Origin of the sequence: Rhodomicrobium udaipurense JA643 (assembly GCF_000636015.1) — a bacterium.
Classification (GTDB): domain Bacteria; phylum Pseudomonadota; class Alphaproteobacteria; order Rhizobiales; family Rhodomicrobiaceae; genus Rhodomicrobium; species Rhodomicrobium udaipurense.
Window position 1 is genome coordinate 18,627 of the sequence record NZ_JFZJ01000010.1, and the last position, 24,437, is coordinate 43,063.

Sequence of the window (24,437 nt, forward strand, 5' to 3'; positions counted from 1 at the left end):
CGCGCGCCTCCAACCTGTCGCTTCCCGGAAACTCCGCAGCGTCGGCCGGTTGCCCGGCCGCGACTGCGCGCGTTTCAGATCGGGAACTCGTCACCAATATACTCCCGTACGCTTCCATTTGGAACCTTGGTGAGATCTTTTGGCACTTCGCCAAGGACAACAGCGCGCAGTTTTTCGCTCAACGCCGTCCGGATCACGCCCAGAGTTTCCGGCGCGGCCACCACGAGAAGCCGGTCGAACTCGTTGTTCTCCAGCCGCTTGTCGAGTTTCGCCGCGAGCGCGACCGCGAACTTTCCTTTTTCGACCTGATGCAGGTCGGGACGCTCGATAGCGTGCCGCGACACATTCGCAGACTCATGCACGCGGCCCGGCCGGTCTCTCTCAAGCTCGTGATCGGGCTTCAGTGTCTGGCGCTCGTCCGAGCTTGGCACCTCGGTGAGGGCTTTCGTGCGCCCCTCGGACAGGAGAAGGCGCGCCCGCGCGCCGTCCGCGATCAGGATATAGGTTCGAATGGGCTTCATCGGCGGTACTCCGTGGCAAAGGAGACATGGTCTCCTGCCTGTCTCAACAATCCCTTGACGCATCTGTGCCCCGGACGCCTCGCGCGCCGTGTTGAGGCGGGCGTAGCATCCGCCCACGTCAAGGGCAGAGATAGGCGCGAGTTCTCGGTACCGTTTCGATCCTCTTCGCAAGCTGGATCTGGAAGACGCACAGATCGTAATAGCGGAAGCTCACTTCGCAGCCTGCGAGATAATACTCCCACATCCGGCAGAACCGTTCCGACAGCATCGCCGAGGCCTTGCTCCGGTTCCGCTCGAAGTTCTGTCGCCAGATCGCAAGCGTGTCGGCGTAGTGCAGTCGCAACACCTCGACATCGGTGATGAGCAGCCCCGATTTCTCGACGGATGGCACGATCTCGCTCAGCGACGGGATGTAGCCGCCGGGGAAGATATACTTCGCGATGAAAGCGTTCGTATGCCCCGGGCCGGACAGCCGCCCGATGGTGTGCAGCAGCGCCACGCCGTCGTCTTCGAGGCAGTCTTCCACCTTGCGGAAGAATGCCCTGTAGTTCGGCACGCCGACATGCTCGAACATGCCGACCGAAACGATGCGGTCGAATTTCTCATCGATGCTGCGATAGTCTGTGAGGCGGACATCGACTGCCCCCGCGCCTGCCTCGCCCGCCTCGATCCTTTTCTTCGCGTAGGCTTCCTGTTCCTCGCTCAGCGTGACGCCAACCACGCGCGCGCCCCTCTCGCGGGCCAGATGCAGCGCGAGACCGCCCCAGCCGCAGCCGATGTCGAGCACGCGCTGGCGCGGCGCGAGGCAGAGCTTCTTCGCGATATGCCGCTTCTTCGCGATTTGTGCTTCGTCGAGGGGTTCGTCGCCTTTCTCGAAATAGGCGCAGGAATATTGGCGGTCCTTGTCGAGAAACAGCTCGTAGAGCGCGCCCGGCAGATCGTAATGCCGTTTGACGTTACGCCTCGCGCTGATGGTGTCATTCCATTGCCGCGCAAATCGTGTCAGGCGACGATACTTGTCCCCCGCTCGCATCCAGAGCGGGAAGTCCTTGCGCGTCAGGTTCTTCGCGAACAGCGCCAGAAGTTCGTAGAGCGTCCCTGATTCGATCTCAATGTCGCCATCCATCCAGCCTTCCGCGAAGCCGAGCTGCGGATCGGCGAGGAACGCCCTCTGCACCTTGCCGGTCACAAAGCGCACGGCGAGCGGCTTTCCTTCCCGGTCGCCGAAAACGCGGACTTCGCCGCGGCAATCCCGCGCGCGAAGATGCCCCTCGCGCACTACGGTTGCAAGAACCCGCCAGAGCGGCCAGGACGAAGCCGTCCGCCGATCTTCAACCTGATGAGTAATCTCGTGGACCATCGCTAAAAACTCGCAATTCGGCCACGCGTCCAATTTTATTGCCGCGGTGCAACGCGTGAGCCAGTTTAACTCACGCTTGAAAAAATCGGCGAAAGACAATGTTCCCGCCGATTGTTATATTACTTTGCGCCGCATCAAGGCGATTGTAACAACTGCGTGTGACGATTAAGAATTCGGTCAGAAAACGGGTCTTGACATGCAAAACCTCAAGTTGGAAAAGCGCGACTGGCAGCCTCTTCTCGATCACATCTCCCGTTCGGACGGCGCTTACAAAGTTACGATCGAAGTTGACCGCGCGGATATCGGCGCTCAAATTCAGGTTCAGGACGTCGATTTCCGCGGGGTGAGCTACGACCCGAAGCACGACGATATTGCCATCGACGCAGGCTCCATCGAGCATCGCATCCACAAGCCGACGGATCTTCTGGTAGCGGTTGAGGGTGCGGAACTGGTTTCGCTCGAAATTCTCGGCGAGGACAAGGCCGTGAACTCGATCAGCTTCAAGCCGCGCATGAACCTGCCCGATCTACTGCTGCCGGGCGATCAGTAAGGCCGGGAGAGCCGAAACGGCATGCGCTGCGCTCGGAGTTACTCGGGGCATGATTGCTTTCGCGCCGATCAATCGTTCAGCTTCAATTCAAAGCAAAACTGAGGATGTTCGCAAACGCACTGCACCGAACATAAAAAAAGCCGCTCCGATGAGCGGCTTTTCGTAGTCCTGCGCCGGGAACCGGCTCCGATCAAGCAAATTCCATGATGACAGCGTCGACCGCGAGGCTGTCGCCCGGCTTCGCGCGGAGCTTCGTCACGGTGACGTCTCGCTCGGCCTTCAGCACGTTCTGCATCTTCATGGCCTCGACGATGGCGAGTTGTTCGCCTTCCTTCACTTCCTGGCCCTCTTCAACTGAGATGGAGATCACAAGGCCGGGCATCGGGCAGAGAAGCTTCTTCGAAGTGTCGGCAACCTTCTTCTCGGGCATGAGCGCGGTAAGTTCGGCTTCGCGGTTCGTGTAGACGTAAGCCTTGGTACGCACGCCATTATAGGAGAGGTCGAAACCGTTCGGAATGACGCGCACCTGCACGGAGACTTCCTTGCCGTCAACCTTGCCATGCCAGACGGGCTTGCCGAACCACCAATGCGTCTCGAACGCGACCGTCTTCTGAGGATTGCCCTCGGCATCCGTGAAAGTGACTGTCGTGCCGCTCTTGTAGTCGCCCGCCAACACGACTGGCTGCTCGACTTTGCCGAACTGGACGATACGCGCCGCGCCGAGCCGCAAGCCGACCGCATGCGGGAGCTGCCCGGAGATGTGCCGGCGCCTGATGTTGTTGATGTGATCGATCCAGGCGGCGACGGCGACAAGCACCTCGCGTTCCTCGCCCTCCGGCTCGCGGTGCTTGAAGCCGTCAGGGTATTCTTCCGCGATGAAGCCGGTGGAGAGATTGCCCTCGCGCCAGCGCGGATGCTGCATCAGCGCCGAAAGGAACGGGATGTTGTGCTCGATGCCGTCGATGTAGAACGCGTCGAGCGCGGCGGCCTGCGCGTCGATCGCGGCTTCGCGCGTCGGCCCCCAGGTTACCAGCTTCGCGATCATCGGATCGTAGAACATCGAGATTTCGCCGCCCTCTTCCGTGCCGGTATCGTTGCGCACGATGGTGCCGTTCAGGCGCGGCCCTTCGACCGGCGGGCGATATTTCACAAGGCGGCCGATGGACGGCAGGAACTTGCGGAACGGGTCTTCGGCGTAGACGCGGCTTTCCACGGCCCAGCCGTTGATCTTGAGGTCTTCCTGCTTGAACGGCAGCTTCTCGCCATAGGCCACGCGGATCATCAATTCCACGAGGTCGAGGCCGGTGATCATCTCGGTGACCGGATGCTCCACCTGAAGGCGGGTGTTCATTTCGAGGAAGTAGAAGTTCTTTTCCGGGTCGACGATGAACTCGACGGTGCCCGCGCTCTCGTAGTTCACGGCCTTCGACAGCGCAACCGCCTGCTCGCCCATCGCCTTGCGGGTGGCTTCGTCAAGGAACGGGCTCGGTGCTTCTTCGATGACCTTCTGGTTGCGGCGCTGGATCGAGCATTCGCGCTCGAACACGTAGACCACGTTGCCGTGCTTGTCGCCCAGCACCTGAATTTCGATGTGGCGCGGGTTCTCGACGAACTTCTCGATGAACACGCGGTCGTCGCCAAAGCTCGACTTCGCTTCCGCCGTGGAGGTGAGGAAGCCCTCGCGCACTTCATCGGCCGAACGCGCGATGCGCATGCCCTTGCCGCCGCCGCCCGCGCTCGCCTTGATCATCACCGGATAGCCGATGTCGTTCGCTATGGTGATCGCCTGTTCGGGGCTTTCGATGACGCCGAGATAGCCGGGAACGGTCGAGACGCGCGCTTCCGCTGCCGCCTTCTTCGACTCGATCTTGTCGCCCATCGCCTTGATGGCTTCTATGTTCGGGCCGATGAAGGCGATGCCTTCCTTTTTGAGCGCCTCGGCAAAGCCCGCGTTTTCCGACAGGAAGCCATAGCCGGGGTGGATTGCTTCCGCGCCCGTCTTTTTCGCGGCCTCGATGATCTTCTCGGCGATGAGGTACGACTGAGCGGCGGGAGCCGGACCGATGAGCACGGCCTCGTCGGCCATCTCCACGTGAACGGCGTTTCGGTCCGCCTCGGAATAGACGGCGACCGTCTTGATGCCCATACGGCGCGCGGTCTTGATCACCCGGCAGGCAATCTCGCCCCGGTTTGCGATGAGAATCTTCTTGAACATTGCGGGCATCCTATGCGGCAGGCAGCGGCAGTTTGGTTATTGTCTTGTTTGTGCCTGTTCTAGCCGTCATAGGGCCGCGCATCAATGGTGCTAATGGTCCAGTGCTGCCATATACCACGCATGCGGATCAGGTATGTCCGGGATTGCGCTGGAAAGACCTAATCGTCAGGAACTCGCTTCGATGCCTGAATCTACAACCTTGAAGGCCAAATTGCTGCCTGAAGAGAAGGTGATGTGGTCCGGTCGCCCTCGTCAGGGCCTGATGTTCTACCGGGCCGACGCGTTTATCATTCCATTCAGTATTGTCTGGACCATGGGAGCCTGGAGCGGCATCTCAAACGGGCTCAACAAACATGCGGCCCTCCTTCCTACGCTCATGGCGCTCCTTTTTCTCGCAGTCGGCTTTTGGCTTCTGATCGGGCGCTTCGTCTACGACATCTGGCGGCGGTCCCGTCTCACCTATGCCGTAACGGACCGGCGTGTGCTGATCCTGCGCGGGGAAAACTCCTGCACTTCACTCGATATCGCTAACCTGCCGGCACCGAGGCTCGACACTTATGGCAGCAACGGATCCGGTTCTATCATCTTCGGCGTTCCGCAAACGGGATGGGCAAGGGAACCCTTGTTCTGGCCGGATGCTGGAGTGCCAAACTTCATTTGGATCACAGGCGCACGCGACGTGTTCACGCTGATAATGCAGCTTTCGCATCCCTCGCCGAACGCTCTCGCGGCGCGCGAAGAAACTTCTCAGCCATCATCCCTGTCGTGAGCCATCATCATCACGGCCGCGCCCGCCGCCGCGCTGCCGAAGGTGATCGCGAAGCCCGCCATCAGCATGCCGATGGGCACGAGCGGCGTTTCCGACGTCGCGATAAGGGTGCCGACACCGTTCACATCGGTCACGAGGATGAGCACGAGCAGAAGCCAGCCCGCAAGGATGCCGATCCCCGCGTTCAGCCCGAGAAAGCGGATAAGTTGCGGGAGGTCGTTCCAGCCCGCCGAAGCGCGTTTCAAGAGAAGCTTCATTTCGGCCTCGATGCCCTTGTGCCGGACCCAATCGATCGAACGCCCGATCGGTTGATCCGCTGCGCGTGCGCGCTGCGCCACCCACCATGCCACGGCCGGATACCGACCGCATGGGGAGGCAATGCACGAGCACGGAGATTTGTTCAAAGGCGGCCGCAGAAGGCGGCTTCGAGGGGAGGGGCGCGGGGCAAGTCCTCGATTGCGAAGGGAGGAGGTTGTCCCGCTTATTCCAAGGAGGTGTCCACCGTGTCGACTTAGCTGCGGACGGACACCAGCCTTCTTCAAAGCTTACGCGTCAGTGTTGATAGCCGGCCAGGCCTTGAACGGGAAAGGCTTCTCCTCCGTGTCATGGTAGATGAACCGCGATGCGTCACCCAGCCACTGACCTAAGCTTGGTCCGAACCGAGACAGGAACGGGTTCGGAGCCCGCTGGACGAGAAACCAGACCATCTGCACGAGAGCCAACGCAAAAAACAGGCTCTGACCGATACTGAACAGAACAAGAAAGAAAAGTGATAGACCCGCGCGAGGCCAGTTCCTTGGCTCCTGCGCGGCATCAGACTTGGTCTTGTCGGCCTCTATGGCCGAGAGATTCGCTGCTTCACTCATCATGATTATCCTCCATCCCTTCGCACTCCCCGCTTATCATGCGAAGTGAGCGGCATTGCGCCGTTGGGGCGACATGTGGCATTTCGCCACGGGTTCTCCACAGCGCTAGGGTCGCGCTGAGGGTATTTTTCGGTTGAGCGATGCGATGGCGCACGCTTGGCGCGAGTTTCGCCCAAGATCCGTCAAGCTTCGAGCGGCGCCTTGGCGAAGCGCTCAATCGCAATTTGATTCGCGGCCGCCATCGAAATGCAGCGCGAGCCACACCGTTGGCGCGTCGGGCGACGTCCAATCCACGCGGTGGCGTCGCCGAGCCGGGATGAAAACATAATCGCCGGGCTTGAGCGCGCGCGCCTCATCCTCGCCATCGAACCGCAGCCGCGCGGCACCCGACAACAGCAACACCCATTCGGCACGCGGCTGGTCGTACCAGAAGCCCGGTGGGCTCGCCTGCCCGGTGGAAACGATGCGCTCGACGCGAAGCCCCGGCACGTCCAGAAGCGCGGCGATGTCCTCATCCGCACACTCCATGACGGGCAGGTTGGCGAATATGTTGCCGGTGTTCGACATCGCGCACTCCGGATCGACGCTAATCCCTCACGACGGTGCGCGCGAGGATCTGGAAGTCCATCGGGAACTTGCCATCGTTCGAAGCGACATCCGAGAGAATGAGCGTCGAGCCGACATAGAGCCGTTCACCGATGCGATCCTCCACGTCCTCCGGGATCTCGATACGGTCGAGCGCGGCGGCGGCGGTTTCGGGGAACGGCTTCGCAGCCTGCTCCGGCTCAAGCGGCTCGACCGTGCGGCCGCGACGGCTCGAATGCCTGCGATATTTCACCTCGACGGCGGCAGGCGGTGTGATGCCGACCCAATTCAGCGATGCCTTGTTCTCGCCGGTGCGTGTCGCGATGAAAAGATGCGTGCCGAGCGGGCGATCCGCGTCCTTGATCGTCACCGGCACGTCGAACAGCGGGGTTGTGCCCTGCCGCACATAAAGGCGGCTCGTCTTGCGACTGATGAGGATCGAGATCGGGGTGGCGCGCGACGCTGCGTCTTTCGCCATCCGAACGGCCTCGTCGCCTTCGGCAGCCGCCGCGCGGATGGCCTCCTGCGCCAAGAGCAATTCGCGCTCGACCGCTGTGCGCACGTCGCGTGCCGCGCCCGCCTTCGTTTCGGCATCCGCAAGCCTTGCCTCGACCGCGTTCACGCGCAGATCGACGGCCTTCGACGTTGCCTCGTCTGCGTCCACCTTCTCGGCGGCACGGGTGGCGGCCTCAAGCTCACGGCTCACGCGCTTCACCTCGGCCTCGGCCACCGCGACATCCCTGTCGGCCTGCCGAAGCTCCGCCTGCTTTTTGCCGGCTAGAGCCGCGGCGGCCTTTTTTGCCTGCGCGGCGGCTCGGCCCTTCTGAACGGCGGCGGCCTTGAGCGCCTCCGCATATTCGCCCGGCGCAACGAGTTCCGGCTTCGGCTCGTCGGCCTTTGCGGCGGAAAGGGCGACAGGCTCGACGCCGGGCGCGGTGTCTCTCGCCGTGGTCTTGTCATCGCCCTTGTCCGGTAGCGCCAGGAGCTTCGGTGCCGGAAGCTTCGCATGGGCGATGTCCACCGGGGGGACATCCTGCGGCGCGATGACGATGCGCTGGCCCAAGTCTGTCACGCCGAAAAGCCGCTGCGCGAAGGCCCCGGGCAACCGCACGCAACCATGGCTCGCCGGGTAGTTCGGCACGACGCCCAGATGCAGAGCGACGCCCGTCCAGGTGAGCCGCTGCATGAACGGCATCGGCGCGCCGCTATAGATGTTGGAGCGGTGATAACGGTTCTTTTCGAGGATCGAGAACACACCGGCGGGCGTTGCGTAGCCCTGCTGCCCCGTGGACACCCGGCTTCGCGCCCAGACGCCTTTCGCGTCGTAAAACGTCACGTGCTGATCGGCGAGCGAAACTACGCCGTAGAGTGGCCCGACCGGCGCGCGGCTCTGCGCGTCTTCAGCCGCCTGCGGTTCCTCGCGTTCGGACTGATAATAGCGGCGGCGCGCGTCAGCCGGTTGCGCCACCAGTCCGAAGCCGATGAGCGCGACCATGAAAGCTGCCAAGGCGGATGCGGAGTTTGGAACGGATGCAAAAATGCGGCGCGGGCTCGGAAAATCAAATGGACGCATGACGTTGAACATTCGTGAGGTTGCCGGGGAGCGTAGTATGCAGGCTGTGCCGTAACTATAGCGTGAAATTGTGCCGCGCAAAGCAGAAGCGAATATTAGGCGCGCAACAGGGCAAGCCGCCTACTCCGCCGCGTGGCGCTGCATCACCATCGACGTTATGAGCGCGCGCAGCGCCGCCGGTTTCACGGGCTTCTGCAGGAAGGCATAATTCGCTTCGCTCACGATGCGCCGCACCTCGTAGGAACCGTCCGCCGTGACGATGATGCCGGGCAACTCCGTCTCGCAGGCGGCGCAGATATTCTTGATCGCCGCGCAGCCGTCGCCCCGGTCGAGGTGGTAGTCCGACACGACGATATGCGGCACGATCATCGCTTTCTGAAGCTGGCTGATCGCGTCTTCCGCGTTGAGCGCCGTCATGACCTGGCATTGCCAGCCCGAAAGCAGCGTGCTCATGCCGTCTATGATGCTGCGTTCGTTGTCGATGCAGAGAACGATCGTGCCGCGCAGGTCGCCATAGGATGCAGGGCGGGCGGGGAAGACGCGCGGCTGCTCCATGTCGACCCAGCGCGCCAGCGGTACGTTGACAGTGAACGTCGAGCCGTGTTCGAGCTTCGAGCGTAGCGCGAGTTCATGACCGAGCACGCGGCACATGCGCTCGACGATGGACAGGCCGAGACCGAGGCCCGGCGCGTGGATGTGATGATCGAGCCGCTGGAATTCCTTGAAGATGAGGTCGCGCTGGTGCTCCGGGATGCCGGGGCCGCTGTCGTGCACCTCAATGACGAGATCGCGGCCATGACGGCGGCAGCCAAGCACGGCGCGGCCCTTCTCGCGGTTATATTTCAGCGCGTTCGAGATGAGGTTCTGCAGGATGCGCCGCAAGAGTTTTCGGTCCGAGCGAACGAGCGCGCCGGAATCGAGGATCTTGAACGAGATGCCGCGTGCCTTCGCGATCGGCTCGAAGTCGATGCGGATCTGTTCGAGCAGATCCTTGATCGGGAAGACGGTAAACTCGGGCTTCATCGCGCCGGAGTCGAGCCGCGAAATGTCGAGCAACGCGTTCAGAATTTCTTCCACGCCGTCGAGCGAGGCATCGATGTTGCGGGCAAGGCGGCCGAGTTCGGCAGGCGGCGACCGTTCGATCAGGCTCGCAGCGTAGAGCCGCGCGGCGTTCAACGGCTGGAGCACGTCGTGGCTCGCCGCCGCAAGGAAGCGCGTCTTCGAGAGGTTCGCCTCGTCCGCCTTGGCCTTGGCGATGGCGAGTTCCTGCGTACGCGCTTCGACACGCCTTTCGAGCGTCTCGTTCGCCCGCGCCAGCGCTTCGGCGGCGGTTTCGCGCTCGGTAATGTCGGTGTAGGTCACCACGATGCCGCCCTGCGGCATAGCATTGGTTCGCACCTGGAGCACGCGCCCTTCGATGGAGCGCTCGTGGAAGCTCTCCATGGTAAGCTGATACTTCGCGATACGATCCGTGACGAGTTCCTCGGCCGCCGTCGGGTTCTGGTGCACGCGCTGGGCCATGTAGCGCAGGATTTCGTCGAGCGGCGCGCCGACGCGGCCGAATTGCTGCGGCAGGATGAGGATCTCGCGAAATTGCCGGTTCCAGCAGATGAGTTGCATGTTCTTGTCGAACACGGCGATGCCCTGACGCACGTGATCGAGCGCCAATTGCAAAAGGTCGCGGTTGTACTGGACCGCCTCGGACGCCTCGTCGAGGAGCCGGAGCGCCGATTCGCGCCCGACATTGAGACGCCTCAGCATCAGCGACATGACAAGCCGCGAGGACGGCGCGCCGATGGCGCTCGCGAGCAGGTTCTCGGTGAAGCGCAGCGCGTGAACGTCGCCCTGAGGATGACCGGTCCTGTCGATACCCCGGCTCTCCATATAGTCCGAAAAGGAGCGCTGCGTTCGCTCCTCGCCGAGATAGCGCGATACCGTGCCGATGAGTTCCTCGAAGGATACCGTCGTGCGCCATGGTTTGAACGCGGGGCCGCTGGAGGGCTGCGGGTTCGGGTCTTCGATAAAGACGTTGGTCTGAAGGCGCTCGATGGGTTCGAGCGGTCGCAGCAGCGAGACGGTTACGAAGGCGAAGAGGTTGACCGCGAGGCTCCAGACGACGCCATGCGTCAGCTGGTCGAAGTTCATGTAGAACAGCATTTCGGGGCGCAAAAACGCGATGCCGAAGGGGCCGTCCTTCAGGAAGGCCGCGCCTTCCACCGACGAACCGATGAGCTTCGGCAGAAGCAGCGTGTAGGCCCACACCGCGAAACCCGCGAGGATGCCCGCGACCGCGCCGCGCGCCGTCGCCCTGCGCCATACCAGCCCGAGGAAGAATGCGGGCGAGAACTGCGCGATGGCGGAGAAGGACAACAGCCCGATTTCCGCGAGCGACGCCTTGCCGATGTGATCGTAGAGCAGATAGGCGAGCAGGATGACCGCCAGCATCGCCATGCGGCGAATGTCGAGCAGCACGCCGCTCATGTCGCGCCGGTTCTGCACCACGTTGGCGCGGCGCTTGAGGATCAGCGGCATCAGGAGGTCGTTGCAGACCATCACTGACAGCGCGACCGTTTCCACCACCACCATCGCGGTCGCTGCCGACAGGCCGCCGAGAAACGCGATGAACGTGAAGAACTCGCTCCCGGCGCTCAGCGGCAACGCGAGCAAGTACATGTCGTGCGGGACGTTCTGACCCTGAAAGATGAGCGTTCCCGCCATCGCCACCGGCACGACGAAGAGGTTGATCGCCACGAGATAGAGCGGGAACAGCCACGATGCGCGCTTCAGCTCTTCGTCGGAGACGTTCTCGACGACCGTCACATGGAATTGGCGCGGCAACAGGAAAATGCAGACGAAGCTGAGCCATGTCACGGTGAGCAGCGTTCCGCCATGAAGGCCGGTGCTGAAGATCTGGCTGATGTGCGGATCGGCCATGGCCTTGGTTACGAGCGGGCCTATGCCGTCGAACATGCCGTAGACGACGAACATGCCGACCGCGAGGAAGGCCGCGAGCTTGACCACCGATTCCACGGCCACGGCGAGCATCAGGCCGCGCTGATGCTCGGTTGCGTCGCTGTCGCGCGCCCCGAACAGGATCGCGAACGCCGCGAGCACGAGCGCGACCGCTAAATCGGTGTTCGGCGAGGGGGCGGAAGGCAGCCCGGCGGCGGTCGATGATGAATTGGCGAGAAGCACCGCGATGGCTTGCGAGATCGCCTTCAGTTGCAGCGCGATGTAAGGGAGCATTCCCACCACCGCGACGATTGTCACGACAGCGGCAACGGCGGGGTTCTTGCCGTATCGCGCGGCGATGAAGTCGGCGATCGAGGTGATGTTCTGCGATTTCGAAAGCACGATAAGCCGTCGCAACAGCGGCATTGCCGCTGTGAAGGCGATGATCGGCCCGAGATAGACCGCGATGAAGTCGAAGCCTTTCTCGGAGGCGGACCCGATACTGCCGAAGAACGTCCACGACGTGCAGTAGACCGCGAGGGCGAGCGCGTAGACATAGGGACGACCGTACAGGGTGCGGTATTTCTTGCCGGCGCGGTCTCCGTACCAGGCGATTGCAAAGAGCGCTCCGATGTAGAAGAACGAACACCCTATGATGACCCAGCCGTCGATCATTTTTCTCTCGTGCTCAAGCTGGATTAAAGCTGACGCGTGTCAGCCATGCGGAACTGGAATATCAATGTAGAACGCCGGACCAAGGTTAAGCAACAGCGCTGCGTCGCTCGCCACGTCCGAGAGCGATAATTGCGCAATGCATGGCGGCGGCGCTTTTGATTTGCGCCCGCATCGGTGGTTTCGGTGAGGAGACGCGCCGGTCGCCAGCGACAGATTGCATCGGGGCATTTGGCGAGGCGTCGCCTCTACCTTATATGTTGCTTCGTAACGAGAACCAAAAAGCTCCGACATGCCGACATCCATCGCCGACGCGCCCGCGCCGCTCGCGGGACGCGACCCGGACATTTCTCCCGCCGCGCTCGGGCTCACGGGATCGCCGTCGAGCCATCGCATCGTCGTGGCCATGTCGGGCGGCGTGGACTCGTCGCTGACGGCCGCGCTCGTGAAACGCGCCGGCTACGATACCGTCGGCATCACGCTCCAGCTTTACGACCACGGCGAGGCGATGGCCCGAAAGGGCGCGTGCTGCGCCGGGCAAGACATCATGGACGCGCGCGGCGTCGCGGACAGACTCGGCGTTCCGCATTACGTCCTCGACTACGAGGATCGTTTCCGCCAGTCCGTGATCGACGATTTCGCCGACAGCTATCTCGCGGGCGAGACGCCCGTTCCCTGCGTGCGCTGCAACCAGACGGTCAAGTTTCGCGATCTCCTTGGCGCGGCGCGTGAGCTTGGCGCATCGGCGCTCGTCACGGGCCATTATGTGCGGAGCGTGCCGGGGCCACGCGGCATAGAGATGCATCAGGCGGCCGATCCGGACCGCGATCAGAGCTACTTTCTCTTCGCCACCACACAGGCGCAGCTCGACTTCCTTCGATTTCCGCTCGGCGGCATGACGAAGACCGAGACGCGAGAGATGGCCGCAGCCCTCCATTTGCCTGTTGCATCGAAGCCCGATAGTCAGGATATCTGCTTCGTGCCCTCCGGCGACTACGCGTCGATCATCCGGAAGCTCAGGCCGGAAAGCGGCGAGCCGGGCGACATCGTCCATGCGGACGGGCGTGTGCTGGGCCAGCACCCTGGCATTATCAATTTTACTGTGGGCCAACGCAAGGGCCTCGGCATTGCAACGGGAGAACCGCTGTTCGTGATTCGGATCGAGCCATCGGCAAGACGTGTGATCGTGGGCCCGCGCGAGATGCTGCGGACCGCGCGTCTTTCCCTGCGCGACGTGAACTGGATCGGCGGCGGCTCGCTGGATGAGGCGGTGGCCGGTGGGCGGTCGCTGTTCGTGAAGGTGCGCTCGACGCAGCCCCCTCGCGAGGCACGCCTTTTCGCGGAGCGTGGCGGCGTCGGGGTGGACCTGGCAGGCGGCGAATTTGGCGTCGCGGCCGGTCAGGCTTGTGTGTTTTATGACCGCGCGGGTGGCGCGGCCCGTGTGCTGGGCGGCGGATTTATCGAAAGGGTTGCGGCGTGAGCACGGAAACGAAGACGGTCAATCAGCCGTCGCTTGACGACAATGCGGTGCGTGAAGCCTATCGCTGGTGGGCGCCCATCTACGATTACAGCTTCGGCATGATCGCGGGGCCGGGACGCCGGCTCGCGGTGGACAAGCTAAACGAGGAAAACGGGCGCATTCTCGAAGTGGGCGTGGGAACAGGGCTCTCGCTGCCGCGCTATCGCACCGATCTCGACGTGACCGGCATCGACCTGTCGCCGGAAATGCTGTCGAAAGCGGCGCAGCGCGTGAACCGGCTCGGCCTTCGCCGCAAGACGCTGCTGGTGATGGACGCGAGCCGCCTGTCCTTCGCCGACGAAAGCTTCGACGCCGCCGCCGTCATGTATGTGATGACCGTTGTGCCGGAACCCGCCGCCGTGATGGCCGAACTGCGGCGCGTCCTGAAGCCCGGCGGAACCGCCATCATCGTCAACCACTTCAGCCGCGAGAAGGGTGCGCGAGCCGGGGTGGAGAAGTGGCTTGCGAAATATTCGCGCAGCCTCGGCTGGCATCCGATCTTCCCGATTCAGAACGTGACCGAAGCGCCGGGCTTCGAACTCGTCGACGCCACCGACGCGGCGCCGCTCGGGGTCTTCACCCTTCTCAGGCTGAAGAAAGTCGGATAGCGCGGGCGTTCGGAATATTGACGGCGCGAGCGTGTCTCCTTATACAGGTTCGACGCGGCGCAGTGATGCGTTGGCAATGGCCGTATTGGCGGAGTAGCTCAGTTGGTTAGAGCAGCGGAATCATAATCCGCGTGTCGGGGGTTCGAGTCCCTCCTCCGCTACCACTTAGCATTGTTTTCGCTGCCAATTTAGACGCGGCTCGGAATCTACCCACATTCTACCCACGCTTAACGGGGCGAACAGCCCGACGCTTAAGGCAAAGGACCAAGACCAAAGAGGCGGCCAGCCGTTCCGGCCCATGATCCATTCATTGCTGCGATCTTTCGCTGCGACCATACCCGCGCCAGTTGCGACGCATCTCGGTTTCCATCGCACACCAATCCTCTGAGCCGGGGCAATTTATTCGCGCTTGCGAATGCGGTCAAAAAGAAGGCAGCCGCTTTCCCCGGACATTGAAGGAATGTGCTTTAATCGACGGTCGCGCTCTCGCCCTCGGCAAGGCCACGCTTCTCCAGCAGCGGCCCGACTTCGGGATCGCGTCCGCGAAAGGCGCGATACGCTTCGTCGGGCTTTAGCGTCCCGCCGCTCGAATAAACGAAGCGGTGCAGGCGCTCGGCCACCTGCGGATCAAATACGCTGCCCGCTTCCTCGAAAGCGTTGAAAGCGTCGGCTTCCATCACCTCCGCCCAGAGATAGGTGTAATAGCCCGCCGCATAGCCGCCGCCCGCGAAAATGTGCTGGAAGTGCGTCGGCCGGTGGCGGAGCCCGATGGCATCCGGCACGCCAAGGCTCACGCGAAGCTCGGTCTCGAATGCGGCCGGGTCGATGTTGTCCGCGTCATCGGCCTCGTGGATCGCGAGATCGTACAGCGCCGATGCGGCATATTCCGCCGTGGCGAAGCCCTGGTTGAATTTCCGAGCCGCGTGCAGCTTGTCCACGATGGCTTGCGGCAGCGGCTCGGCCGTCTCGACGTGGCGCGCGAAGCGATTGAGGATTTCCGGCTGAAGCGCCCAGTTCTCGTAAAGCTGCGACGGCAGTTCCACAAAGTCGCGGTCGACGCTCGTGCCGGAAAGGCCGGGGTAGGTGACGTTCGACAACATGCCGTGCAGGCCGTGGCCGAACTCGTGGAACAGCGTGCGCACGTCGTCGAGGCTGAGGAGCGAAGGCTTGCCGTCGCCGCCCTTGCTGAAGTTCAGCACGTTGACGATGATCGGCAGCACCTCGCCATCGATGCGGGACTGCTCGCGGAAGTCGCTCATCCACGCGCCGCTGCGCTTCGACGGCCGCGCGAAATAATCGCCGACGAACAGCGCGAGCGGCTTGCCGTCGCGACCCTTCACAGTCCAGGCGCGCACGTCGGGGTGATACACCGGCACGTCCCGCCGCTCCTCGAAGCTGAGGCCGAATAACCGGTGCGCCGTCTCGAACGCAGCCGCGATCATCGCATCCAGCTCGAAATAAGGCTTCAGCGCCGCGCCGTCGATGTCGAACTCGGCCTTGCGCTGCTTCTCGGCGTAGTGGTGCCAGTCCCACGCGGCGAGCGGCTCGTTATGTCCCTCCGCCTGGGCGAGCGCCGCGAGCGCAGCCGCCTCCGCGTCGGCGCGTCGTTTCGCACCGGCCCACACCTTTTCGAGCAGGCCGCGCGCGGTGGCGGGCGTCTTGGCCATCGCATCGTCGATCTGATAGGCGGCGTAGGTGGAAAAGCCGAGCAGCCTTGCGAGTTCGGCACGGAGCGCAAGGATTTCGCGGATCAGCGGCGTGTTGTCCGGTGCGCCGTCGCCGCCGTCACCACGCGCGATGTAAGCGCGGTAGGCCTTTTCGCGCAGGTCGCGGCGCGTGGAAAATTCGAGGAATGGCTCGACGTTCGCCCGCGAGAGCGTGATGACATGCTTGCCGGGAAGGCCGCGTTCCTCCGCCGCCATCGCCGCGCCCTCACGCACGAAATCCGGTAGGCCCGCGAGGTCTGCTTCACCGTCGAGCACGAGTTGGAAAGCCTTCTCCGCAGCAAGCACGTTCTGCGAAAAGGCCGTGTGGAGTTCGGAAAGCCGGGTGTTGATTTCGGTCAGACGCGCCTTGCCCGCCGCGTCGAGCTTCGCGCCCGCCCGAATGAAACGCTTGTGATAGCGCTCCAGAAGGCGGCGTTGCTCGCCGTCGAGGCCGAGCGTGTCGGCCTTTTTCGCCAGCGCGTCGATGCGCCCGAAAAGCTTCGGGTCGGTGTAAATCGCCATGGAGTGCTTGGCGAGCTTCGGGCCGATGTTGCGCTCGATCGCCTGCCGCGTGTCATTCGTATCGGCCGCTGACAGGTTGAAGAAGACATTCGCCACCTTGGTCAGCGCGCGCCCGGCGCGTTCCAGAGCCTCCACGGTATTCGCGAAGGTCGGCTCGTTCCCGTCATTCGCTACGGTCTCGATTTCCGCGCGGTGTGTTCGCATCGCGTCCTCGAAGGCGGGTATGAAATCTTCGTCGCGGATCGCTTGAAAGGGCGGCAGGCCGAAAGGAGTGTCCCAGTCCTGAAGGAGAATGTTCGATGAAGTCACGCGAGATCCTTTTCGGCTCAAATGCATCTGTCGATGCCACGAGCCGAATTTGGTCTTTGACGGCCCCTTGGACAAGGCGCGAGGTGTATGCGCGAGCCGAAACCGCAGGCATCGCCGCCACGGATGCGATGCGGCCGCCTGAAGTTTGCTAGCGGCCGCGTCCGAGGTTATTCCATATCGAAAGGTTCGTATTTGCCGGTTTCGCCAAGGACCGTGCCCCAGACCTTGTGCGATCCTTGATGATCGCTTCGGCTGAACGAAACCGGCGACCCAAGTCCCAGATCGAAGTCGCGCATGTTTTCAAACGCCTCGACAAGCTTCTCGGAGTCGAGTTGAGGCCCCGCGCGACGAAGGGCTTCGATCATGATTTGCGCCGCCACATAATATTCAAGCGAGACGTAATCGGGGGATTCGCCTTTGAAGTATTTCGAAAGCGCGGATTTGTATTCGAGAATAAGCGACGAATAGCCCTCCACGGCGGGCACCACCTCGGTGACGATGACGCCGGAAGCAAATTTCGGCCCCAGAAGCATCAGCTCATCGCGCAAGGCGATCGGACCGACAGCCGAAATATTGGTGTAGATCAGCCCCGGCACGGCCTCGCGGCTTTTCTCGATGAATTTCGCGGCCGCGCGATAGGTCGCCACCATCACGACCGCCTTGATCGGCGTTTTGGCGGTCTTCAGGAGATTGATCGCGGGCTCCACATCGAGCGAATTGCGGGGGTACGTCATCTTGAGGATTGATCCGCCGTCACCGCCGCGAAGCGCGCGCATCGCCTTCGTCACACCAGCGTAGCCAGCCTCGCCGAAGCCGTCCTGCTGCATGAAAACGGCGATCTGATCGGGCTTGAGCCGCTTCACCTTCACAAGATAGCGGACGACGGTTTCCGTTTCCTCGGCGTAGCTGGCGCGGTAATTGAAGACATAGCGGTCTGGCGGGTCGCGCCGAAGCACGCTTGCGCCCGAGTAGCCCGCATAGAACAGCGCCTTGCGCTCAAGCGCGTAAGGCGCAGCCACCGCGGCCGTTGCCGTTCCGAAATTGCCGATGAAGCCGAAAACCTGTTCGTTCTCGTAAAGCTGCTTCATTGTTTCCGCGGTGCGAGCGGGCTCATAGCCGTCATCGGCGGCGATGAGGCGCAGCGTGCGACCGTGAACGCCGCCTTCATCGTTGACCTTCTTGAAGGCCGTCTCGATCCCAACCCGGATCTGATAGCCGTAATCCTTGTTGGGACCGGTGAAGGGAAGCGACGCGCCGAACCGGATTTCGTTGTCCGATACGCCGCGAACCACGGCGACCGTCTGAGCGGCGAAGACGCCAACGGAGGGCGGAAAGGGGACCGCCACCGGCGCTGCATTCGCTTGTGGTGTCGAAGCACTTTCAAGGTTCGCGAGGTCGCGATTGGCGGCCGTGCAGTCGGTTTTCTTGTCGGCCAGATCCTTTGTGCCCTCGGCCAGGCTCGTCTTGAAGGAGGCGAGGATCGCCGCGCTTTCCGGCTCGCTCGCGGCCGATGTCCTGACGACGTCGACGAACTTGTCGGCGACCGCCTTCACGCGCGACTGGGCGATGTTCGAGCAACTCGCCGCCGTTCCGAGAACATAACCGACACGCGTTGCCAAAGTGCGGAGCACGCCGCCCTTGTCATCGCGAGGCGCGGACCAAGCCGGCTGGAACGCAGATGCGAGGATAAACGCGCCCAGTAACCCCTTGGAAATTCGTACATTCATTCAAGTTCCCCCCAAGTACCCTGTCTTTAATTACGTCTGAGATCCGCGTTTTGGCCCCCGGATGCGACATCGCCCAAACGTTTCAAGCCGTCCCTGCTTCCCTGAAGGCCCGGATTGAGCCGCAGGGCGCTCCGATAGTCAGCGGCGGCTTCATCGCGCCGACCGATAAATTCCAGAACGTGACCGCGCGTATCGAGCAGATCCGGATCGAATGGCCGGATTGTCAGAGCCTTGTTTGCATCGTCCAGCGCGCGCGCTGCATCGCCCATGCTGTAATAGGCCCAGGCGCGATTGTTGTAGGCGTCGGCGTCTTTCGGTCTCAACTCGATGAAGCGGGAGTAATCGGTGATGGCGCTGTTGAATAACGCCATGTCGCGAAGGACGTTTGCGCGCTCGAAATAGGCGTCCGCGCTCTCCGGATTGATCTTGATCGCCGTCGAAAACTCGGCAATGGCGCGCAGGCGGTCCCCGCTCCCGCGATAAACCGCGCCGCGCGCAAGATGGACCCAGGTCGCGCGTGGATTGACGGCGAGCGCCGCATCGTAATCGCTCAGCGCGCGAGAGAGGTTTCCTTGTGCCCGGAAGACTTCGCCGCGCGCGAAGTAAGCCCCGTCGAGCTTCCGGTCGATTTCGATGGTCTTTGTAAGATCGTCCGCCGCGCGGCCGAGAAGGCCCTGTCGGGTGAGGGCGAGGCCGCGCTTGTAGAGCACCTCGGCATCGCGCGGCTCGAATTCCAGCGCCTTCGTGTAATCGGCTATCGCGCGGGTGAAGTCGCCCGTCGCACGATAGGCATCGCCTCGCGCGGAAAAGGCCGTTGGCGTGGGTGCCTTTGCCTCGATCAATGCGGTGCAGGCCGAGATGGCGAGCCTGGAATCCTCGTCCTGCAAACAGTCAATGGCCGTTCCCGCAGCCGATGCGGAAAGCGGCATCGCCACTGCCAAGCCGATCAACCAAGCATGTACGCGTGACTGTCCAGACAAATCACCAAGCTCCGGCGCGCGATCAAAGCCAACAACTGGCTCCGGCGATCCGGTAAGAAACATTTTTAAGTGAATTGCGCACTCTCGACTTCAGTCTAAGCCGGTCTTCGAATTGGTAAAATTTGAAGCTGGTGATGTTCCGCGACGGAAATCTCAATCAAGACTCCACGGCCCGGGCGGCTTCTTCAAACAGCCCGGGCCATGATTTTACGAGCGGCGCTTCACCGCGTAGCCGTATTGCAACGGCCAACTCTTGTCTCCGCCGTTCAGTTCGCGTTCGGCGCGCAGCGCGAAATACGGATCGCGCAGGAACTCGCGGGCGATCAGCACGAGATTGGCGTCGCCGCCAGTGATGATGTCGTTCGCCTGTTGCGGGTCTGTGATGAGGCCGACCGCGCCGGTGCGGATGCCTGCTTCCTCGCGGATGCGTCGCGCGAACGGCACCTGATAGCCCTTCGCCACCGGGATCTGCGCGGTGGGCGTGAGGGCTCCTGACGACACGTCGATCAGGTCCACGCCGATGCGCTTCAGGTGCTTCGCCAGTTCGACCGATTGCGTGTCGTCCCAGCCACCCGGCACCCAGTCGGTCGCGGAGATGCGCACGAACAGCGGCAGGTCGTCCGGCAAGATGGCGCGCAGCCGTTCCGCCACGGTGAGGGTTAGTCGCGCGCGGTTCTCGAAGCTGCCGCCCCATTGGTCGGTGCGGTGGTTCGACAGCGGCGACAGGAATTCGTGCAGCAGATAGCCGTGCGCGCCGTGAATTTCGATGACCTTGAAGCCCGCCTTCAGCGCGCGCCGCGTGGCCTCCTCGAATGCGGCGATCACGTGGGCGATGCCGTCTTCGGAGAGCGCGGTTGGCGTCGGGCTTTCGGGGCTGAACGGCACGGCGCTCGGCGCCACAGGCCGCCAGCCGCCTTGCTCGGGCGGAAGCGCCCTGCCGCCGTTCCAAGGCGCGTCCGTGCTCGCCTTGCGGCCCGCATGCGCGATCTGGATGCCCGGCACCGCGCCCTGACTTTCAATGAAGCGCGCGATGCGGGCGAGCGGCTCCATGTGATCGTCCGACCAGAGGCCGAGATCGTAAGGCGAGATGCGCCCCTCGGGCGTGACCGCCGTTGCCTCCGCGATCACGAGGCCCGCGCCGCCGCTCGCACGGCTGCCGAGATGGACGAGGTGCCAATCATTCGCAAAGCCGTCCTTCGCCGAATATTGGCACATGGGCGAAACGGCGATGCGGTTGCGGAACGTCACGCCGCGAAGTGTGAGCGGCGTCAGGAGGTCGACTTCCGGCACGCCGTAATCCTGCCGCGTGTCGGCCTGCCCAGAACGCTGAGTGCTGTGATCCGTCATGATGCGATCCTTTCTCGCACGACAATGCTTTCAGGGCAGATGTGGGCATTGTTCGAGATTTGTGAACTAGTGGCGGGCAAAAAAACAGCCATGCTCGCGGTCACGGGTTGGCGAAGGCTATCAGCTGTGCTTGAGGTGCGCCCCACGTGTAACGCTGTTGCAAATACAAATTCGCCTTGCCAATCGGCGGCGGTCGCGCGATTCAAAGCGAAAAGCGATATCGTTTGATCGACCATAAGCGCATCGCTTCGAAGGAATGAGCGTGACCAAACCCAAACTCCTCATGACGCGCGTGCTGAGCCCCGCCACCATCGAGCGGGCGCGGCGCGACTACGACCTCGACCTGAACGAGGCTGACGTGCCGTTCACGCCGGACGAACTCATCGCGCGCGCGGCAGGCAAGGACGCGCTGCTCGTCACGCTGGCGGACCGTTTCAGCGCGGACGTGATCGCCAAGCTCGACCGCTCTGTGAAGGTCATCGCCACCTATTCCGTCGGCCATGAGCATATCGACCTTCAGGCCGCGAAGGCGCGCGGCATCCGCGTCGCCTACACGCCCGACGCGGTGACGGTCGCGACGGCGGAAATCGGCTTCCTCCTGATCCTCGGCGCGGCCAGGCGCGCGAGCGAGGGCGAGCGGCTGCTCCGCGCCAAGGCGTGGCACGGCTGGCAACCGATGCAGCTCATCGGGCGCAGGCTCGACGGCAAGCGCCTCGGCATCTACGGCATGGGCAAGATCGGGCAGGCCATCGCCAAACGCGCGCGCGGCTTCGATATGGACATTCATTATTTCAACCGGCGGCCGCTCGACGCGGCGGACGCGCGCGGCGCGACCTACCATGCGACGCTCGACAGCCTGCTCGCAGTGACCGACATCCTCTGCATCGCCGCGCCGTCCACGCCCGAAACGCGCGGCTCGATCGATGCCGCCGCACTCGCGAAGCTCAAGCCGGGCGCCATCGTCACAAACATCGCACGCGGCGACCTCGTGGTGGACGCCGACCTCATCGCGGCGGTGAAGTCCGGCCACATCGCGCATATCGGCCTCGACGTCTACACGAACGAGCCGAACATCCACCCCGGCTATTACGACCTGGAAAACGCGTTCCTCCTGCCGCACATGGGCACATCCGTCATCGAGGCGCGCGACGAGATGGGCCGCGACGCTCTCGACAACATCGACGCCGTTCTCGCGGGGCGCGAACCGCCTACCGCGCTCGTCTAGAGTCCTGTTTTGCCGCGCTTTCCGGGCGGAAAACCGCATACACTTTTCCTGAAAGCGCTCTGAACGAAAGCCAACGCCATGCCGAACCTTCTGCTGGAACTGTTCTCCGAGGAAATTCCGGCCCGCCTTCAGGGGCGCGGCGCGGACGATCTCGCAAAGCTCGTAACCGAGGCGCTCACGAAGGGCGGCCTGACCGTCGGCGCAACGCGCACATTGTCCGGGCCGCGGCGCATCGTGTTCATCGCGGACGACGTGCCCGAGCATTCGGCCGCGACGGTCGAGGAGCGCAAGGGGCCGCGCACGAGCGCACCAGCCAAGGCGCTGGAGGGCTTCGTCAAGGCGGCGGGGCTTAACAGCATCGATGAAGCGCAGGTGGTGAAAGACCCGAAGGGCGATTACTACCTCGCGCGGAGCGAAAAGCCGGGCCGCGCCGCCGCCGACATCATCGCGGAGGCCGTGCCTGAGATCATCCGCAAGTTTCCGTGGCCGAAGTCGATGCGCTGGGGCAACGGGCGGCTGCGCTGGATCAGGCCGCTGCATTCGATCCTGTGTCTTTTCGATGACAAGCCGGTCGCATTCGAGGTGGACGGCATCAAGAGCGGCGACATCACATACGGACATCGCTTCCTGAGTGGCGAAAATGCCACTCAACCAAAGGTTGTGAAAGTCGCCCGTATTTCAGACTATGCAGATGCATTGATGCACGCTAAGGTTGTGGTCGCAGGAGAACACCGGGCGAAGGCCATCCTTGAGGGCGCGCACACCGCCGCCTCGGATGCCGGGCTCGCTCTTGTTGAAGACCACGGGCTGCTTGCTGAGAATGCGGGGCTCGTCGAGTGGCCCGTGGTCCTTTCCGGCCAATTCGAGGAAAGCTTCCTCGATGTGCCGGAGGAAATCCTGATGACGTCCATGAAGGCGCATCAGAAGTGCTTCTCGTTGCGCTCGGCGAAAACCGGGAAACTGGCGAACCGCTTCATTCTCGTTTCCAACCTCGAAGCTGTGGACGGCGGCAAAGCCATCGTCGCGGGCAACGAGCGCGTGATCCGCGCGCGCCTGTCCGACGCGAAATTCTTCTGGGAGAACGACCGCAAGCGCCCGCTCGAAGGGATGACGGCGCTGCTCGGTCAGGTGACGTTCCACGAAAAGCTCGGCACTCAACTTGAGCGGGTGGAGCGCATCAAGGCGCTCGCGCGCGAGCTTGCGCCCATCGTAGGCGCGAACCCGGACGATGCCGAGCGCGCGGCGCATCTCGCCAAGGCCGATCTCATGTCAGAGACGGTGGGCGAGTTCCCCGAGCTTCAGGGCATCATCGGCCGCTACATCGCGCTCGCGCAGGGCGAAAAGCCCGCAGTCGCCGACGCCATCGCGGAGCATTACAAGCCGCAGGGGCCGTCCGACGCCGTGCCGACGAACCCGGTTTCCGTGGCGGTCGCGCTCGCCGACAAGCTCGACATGCTCGTGGGCTTCTGGGCCATCGACGAGAAGCCGACCGGCTCGAAAGACCCGTTCGCGCTGCGCCGCGCCGCGCTCGGGGTTATTCGCATTGTGCTGGAGCGGTCAGCGAGTGAGCTTGATTTGAATAGGTTATTGTCCAAGGCGCTCCATTCATATTTGGTTCCCCCTCGCTGTACGTACGATGAGATCGTCGATAATGTCGTTAGGGCCGACCAGTTGATGGAAGGATTTATCGATACTTTCGAATTATACGGCTCGCTGAGGTCAAAGAAGTACCTAAAGCTTGCAGAGGGCCTTTTCAAAGACGTTGAAGAACCTCAGGGCTATACCGAGCGTTCCGGAAACGAAAAGATGCCAGCTTGGCTGGATCTTTACCTAAATTATACGGATTTCCTAGTCCCGGGATACAAGGAAGATCATCTCGATGATCTTGACCCTGATGGTTTCCACGAAAGGTATATGTCCGCTGCTAAGGTTTTAGAGCCTGCTATTTCTCAGTTCACGCGGTGTTCGCGCTGCCGGGGCAGGACGATCTGCTCATGGTCGTTCGCCGCGTTGAGGCGCTGGGCCGCTTCCTCGAAACCGATGACGGCAAGAGCCTGCTCGCGCTGGTGCGTCGCGCGCTGAACATCCTGCGCATCGAGGAAAAGAAGGACGCGCGCGCGTTCGATGGCGAACCGGCGGCGAAACTGCTGAAGGACAAGGAAGAAAAGACGCTCGCCTCGGCGGTGAAGGCCGTCGGCAAGGATGTCCGCGCCGCGCTCGCGACCGAGGATTTCGAGGCGGCGATGGCGGCGCTGGCGAAGCTCCGCGCGCCGGTGGACGCCTTCTTCGACAAGGTGACGGTGAACGCCGCCGCGTCCGACATCCGCGAGAACCGGCTGACGCTGCTGGCGCAGATCCGCGCGCTGACGCTCGACATCGCGGATTTCTCGAAGATCGAGGGATAAAAGAAAAGCGGCCGGGGATGCCTCGG

At 62.8% G+C, this 24,437-nt stretch carries 18 protein-coding genes, 1 tRNA gene and 1 pseudogene; 8 read left to right on the forward strand and 12 right to left on the reverse strand.

Going from position 1 to position 24,437, the window contains the following annotated elements; all coding sequences use genetic code 11:
* Positions 1 to 74: 74 nt before the first annotated feature.
* Positions 75 to 521 (reverse strand): host attachment protein, encoded by a 447-nt coding sequence (locus tag T281_RS03025; RefSeq protein WP_052036959.1) that lies wholly within the window; start codon positions 519 to 521, stop codon positions 75 to 77.
* Between the two features lie 118 nt (positions 522 to 639).
* The gene (locus T281_RS03030; RefSeq protein WP_037233964.1) at positions 640 to 1,881 is read right to left on the reverse strand and encodes an SAM-dependent methyltransferase; all 1,242 of its coding nucleotides are present in this window, start codon (positions 1,879 to 1,881) and stop codon (positions 640 to 642) included.
* A 196-nt stretch (positions 1,882 to 2,077) separates the two neighbouring features.
* On the opposite strand from T281_RS03030, the gene T281_RS03035 reads away from it, so the two are divergent.
* Positions 2,078 to 2,431, forward strand: coding sequence for a DUF5335 domain-containing protein (locus T281_RS03035; protein WP_037233970.1), 354 nt, complete (start codon positions 2,078 to 2,080; stop codon positions 2,429 to 2,431).
* Positions 2,432 to 2,621: 190 nt separating this feature from the next.
* On the opposite strand, the gene T281_RS03040 is transcribed toward T281_RS03035, so the two are convergent.
* Positions 2,622 to 4,646 carry an acetyl-CoA carboxylase biotin carboxylase subunit gene (locus T281_RS03040; protein WP_037233973.1) on the reverse strand — a complete coding sequence of 675 codons (2,025 nt, stop codon included), beginning with the start codon at positions 4,644 to 4,646 and terminating at the stop codon, positions 2,622 to 2,624.
* Between the two features lie 133 nt (positions 4,647 to 4,779).
* On the opposite strand from T281_RS03040, the gene T281_RS03045 reads away from it, so the two are divergent.
* A complete protein-coding gene (locus T281_RS03045) occupies positions 4,780 to 5,415 on the forward strand; it encodes a hypothetical protein (RefSeq protein ID WP_155955044.1) in 636 nt (211 codons plus the stop codon).
* Here the strand turns inward: T281_RS03045 and T281_RS17365 are convergent.
* The 4 genes from T281_RS17365 to T281_RS03065 form a co-directional block, all read right to left on the reverse strand.
* The gene (locus T281_RS17365; RefSeq protein ID WP_155955046.1) at positions 5,394 to 5,672 is read right to left on the reverse strand and encodes a hypothetical protein; all 279 of its coding nucleotides are present in this window, start codon (positions 5,670 to 5,672) and stop codon (positions 5,394 to 5,396) included. The two genes, T281_RS03045 and T281_RS17365, sit on opposite strands and share 22 nt — an antisense overlap.
* 288 nt (positions 5,673 to 5,960) lie before the next feature.
* Positions 5,961 to 6,284: a DUF4389 domain-containing protein gene (locus T281_RS17370; RefSeq protein ID WP_013420180.1), complete on the reverse strand. Its 324-nt coding sequence runs from the start codon at positions 6,282 to 6,284 to the stop codon at positions 5,961 to 5,963.
* Between the two features lie 210 nt (positions 6,285 to 6,494).
* Positions 6,495 to 6,848: a cupin domain-containing protein gene (locus tag T281_RS03060; RefSeq protein WP_037233978.1), complete on the reverse strand. Its 354-nt coding sequence runs from the start codon at positions 6,846 to 6,848 to the stop codon at positions 6,495 to 6,497.
* Positions 6,849 to 6,867: 19 nt separating this feature from the next.
* Complete coding sequence (locus tag T281_RS03065; protein WP_052036962.1) at positions 6,868 to 8,361, reverse strand: L,D-transpeptidase; 1,494 nt, start codon at positions 8,359 to 8,361, stop codon at positions 6,868 to 6,870.
* On the opposite strand from T281_RS03065, the gene T281_RS19710 reads away from it, so the two are divergent.
* Complete coding sequence (locus tag T281_RS19710) at positions 8,360 to 8,494, forward strand: hypothetical protein (protein ID WP_276324614.1); 135 nt, start codon at positions 8,360 to 8,362, stop codon at positions 8,492 to 8,494. The two genes, T281_RS03065 and T281_RS19710, sit on opposite strands and share 2 nt — an antisense overlap.
* Positions 8,495 to 8,559: 65 nt before the next feature.
* Here the strand turns inward: T281_RS19710 and T281_RS03070 are convergent, their stop codons facing one another.
* Complete coding sequence (locus T281_RS03070) at positions 8,560 to 12,066, reverse strand: PAS domain-containing hybrid sensor histidine kinase/response regulator (protein WP_037233981.1); 3,507 nt, start codon at positions 12,064 to 12,066, stop codon at positions 8,560 to 8,562.
* A 289-nt stretch (positions 12,067 to 12,355) separates the two neighbouring features.
* Between T281_RS03070 and mnmA the strand changes: the two genes are divergently transcribed.
* From mnmA to T281_RS03085, 3 genes are all read left to right on the forward strand, one after another.
* Positions 12,356 to 13,543, forward strand: a complete 1,188-nt coding sequence (mnmA, locus tag T281_RS03075; protein ID WP_155955048.1) for a tRNA 2-thiouridine(34) synthase MnmA — start codon at positions 12,356 to 12,358, stop codon at positions 13,541 to 13,543.
* Positions 13,540 to 14,190, forward strand: coding sequence for a class I SAM-dependent methyltransferase (locus tag T281_RS03080; RefSeq protein ID WP_052036963.1), 651 nt, complete (start codon positions 13,540 to 13,542; stop codon positions 14,188 to 14,190). Before mnmA ends, T281_RS03080 begins: the two co-directional genes overlap by 4 nt.
* Before the next feature lie 87 nt (positions 14,191 to 14,277).
* Positions 14,278 to 14,354, forward strand: a tRNA-Met gene (locus T281_RS03085).
* Positions 14,355 to 14,657: 303 nt separating this feature from the next.
* On the opposite strand, the gene T281_RS03090 is transcribed toward T281_RS03085, so the two are convergent.
* The 4 genes from T281_RS03090 to T281_RS03105 all read right to left on the reverse strand — a co-directional run bounded on the left by T281_RS03090 (position 14,658) and on the right by T281_RS03105 (position 20,781).
* Positions 14,658 to 16,727 (reverse strand): M3 family metallopeptidase, encoded by a 2,070-nt coding sequence (locus T281_RS03090; protein WP_081796556.1) that lies wholly within the window; start codon positions 16,725 to 16,727, stop codon positions 14,658 to 14,660.
* A 167-nt stretch (positions 16,728 to 16,894) separates the two neighbouring features.
* Entirely contained in the window at positions 16,895 to 18,454 is a 1,560-nt protein-coding gene (locus T281_RS03095; RefSeq protein ID WP_081796557.1) for an ABC transporter substrate-binding protein, read from the reverse strand.
* Between the two features lie 26 nt (positions 18,455 to 18,480).
* Positions 18,481 to 19,383 (reverse strand): tetratricopeptide repeat protein, encoded by a 903-nt coding sequence (locus tag T281_RS03100; protein ID WP_162173100.1) that lies wholly within the window; start codon positions 19,381 to 19,383, stop codon positions 18,481 to 18,483.
* A gap of 258 nt (positions 19,384 to 19,641) precedes the next feature.
* Positions 19,642 to 20,781 (reverse strand): NADH:flavin oxidoreductase/NADH oxidase, encoded by a 1,140-nt coding sequence (locus tag T281_RS03105; protein ID WP_037233990.1) that lies wholly within the window; start codon positions 20,779 to 20,781, stop codon positions 19,642 to 19,644.
* Between the two features lie 256 nt (positions 20,782 to 21,037).
* Here T281_RS03105 and T281_RS03110 point away from each other — a divergent pair, with 256 nt between their 5' ends.
* Together T281_RS03110 and glyS are read left to right on the forward strand one after the other, a co-directional pair.
* The gene (locus T281_RS03110) at positions 21,038 to 22,006 is read left to right on the forward strand and encodes a 2-hydroxyacid dehydrogenase (protein ID WP_155955049.1); all 969 of its coding nucleotides are present in this window, start codon (positions 21,038 to 21,040) and stop codon (positions 22,004 to 22,006) included.
* Between the two features lie 78 nt (positions 22,007 to 22,084).
* A pseudogene (gene glyS, locus T281_RS03115) lies at positions 22,085 to 24,411 on the forward strand (glycine--tRNA ligase subunit beta).
* Positions 24,412 to 24,437: the final 26 nt, after the last annotated feature.

Excerpts from the sequence above, each read along its gene's own strand:
- T281_RS03095 (WP_081796557.1), bottom strand. The coding sequence starts at position 18,454 with ATGAATGTACGAATTTCCAAGGGGTTACTGGGCGCGTTTATCCTCGCA.
- T281_RS17370 (WP_013420180.1), bottom strand. The coding sequence starts at position 6,284 with ATGATGAGTGAAGCAGCGAATCTCTCGGCCATAGAGGCCGACAAGACC.
- T281_RS03110 (WP_155955049.1), top strand. The coding sequence starts at position 21,038 with ATGAGCGTGACCAAACCCAAACTCCTCATGACGCGCGTGCTGAGCCCC.
- T281_RS03060 (WP_037233978.1), bottom strand. The coding sequence starts at position 6,848 with ATGTCGAACACCGGCAACATATTCGCCAACCTGCCCGTCATGGAGTGT.
- T281_RS03030 (WP_037233964.1), bottom strand. The coding sequence starts at position 1,881 with ATGGTCCACGAGATTACTCATCAGGTTGAAGATCGGCGGACGGCTTCG.
- T281_RS03025 (WP_052036959.1), bottom strand. The coding sequence starts at position 521 with ATGAAGCCCATTCGAACCTATATCCTGATCGCGGACGGCGCGCGGGCG.
- T281_RS17365 (WP_155955046.1), bottom strand. The coding sequence starts at position 5,672 with ATGAAGCTTCTCTTGAAACGCGCTTCGGCGGGCTGGAACGACCTCCCG.
- T281_RS19710 (WP_276324614.1), top strand. The coding sequence starts at position 8,360 with ATGAAAGCTGCCAAGGCGGATGCGGAGTTTGGAACGGATGCAAAAATG.
- T281_RS03065 (WP_052036962.1), bottom strand. The coding sequence starts at position 8,361 with ATGGTCGCGCTCATCGGCTTCGGACTGGTGGCGCAACCGGCTGACGCG.
- T281_RS03100 (WP_162173100.1), bottom strand. The coding sequence starts at position 19,383 with ATGCCGCTTTCCGCATCGGCTGCGGGAACGGCCATTGACTGTTTGCAG.
- T281_RS03045 (WP_155955044.1), top strand. The coding sequence starts at position 4,780 with ATGTCCGGGATTGCGCTGGAAAGACCTAATCGTCAGGAACTCGCTTCG.
- T281_RS03035 (WP_037233970.1), top strand. The coding sequence starts at position 2,078 with ATGCAAAACCTCAAGTTGGAAAAGCGCGACTGGCAGCCTCTTCTCGAT.
- mnmA (WP_155955048.1), top strand. The coding sequence starts at position 12,356 with ATGCCGACATCCATCGCCGACGCGCCCGCGCCGCTCGCGGGACGCGAC.
- T281_RS03040 (WP_037233973.1), bottom strand. The coding sequence starts at position 4,646 with ATGTTCAAGAAGATTCTCATCGCAAACCGGGGCGAGATTGCCTGCCGG.
- T281_RS03070 (WP_037233981.1), bottom strand. The coding sequence starts at position 12,066 with ATGATCGACGGCTGGGTCATCATAGGGTGTTCGTTCTTCTACATCGGA.
- T281_RS03105 (WP_037233990.1), bottom strand. The coding sequence starts at position 20,781 with ATGACGGATCACAGCACTCAGCGTTCTGGGCAGGCCGACACGCGGCAG.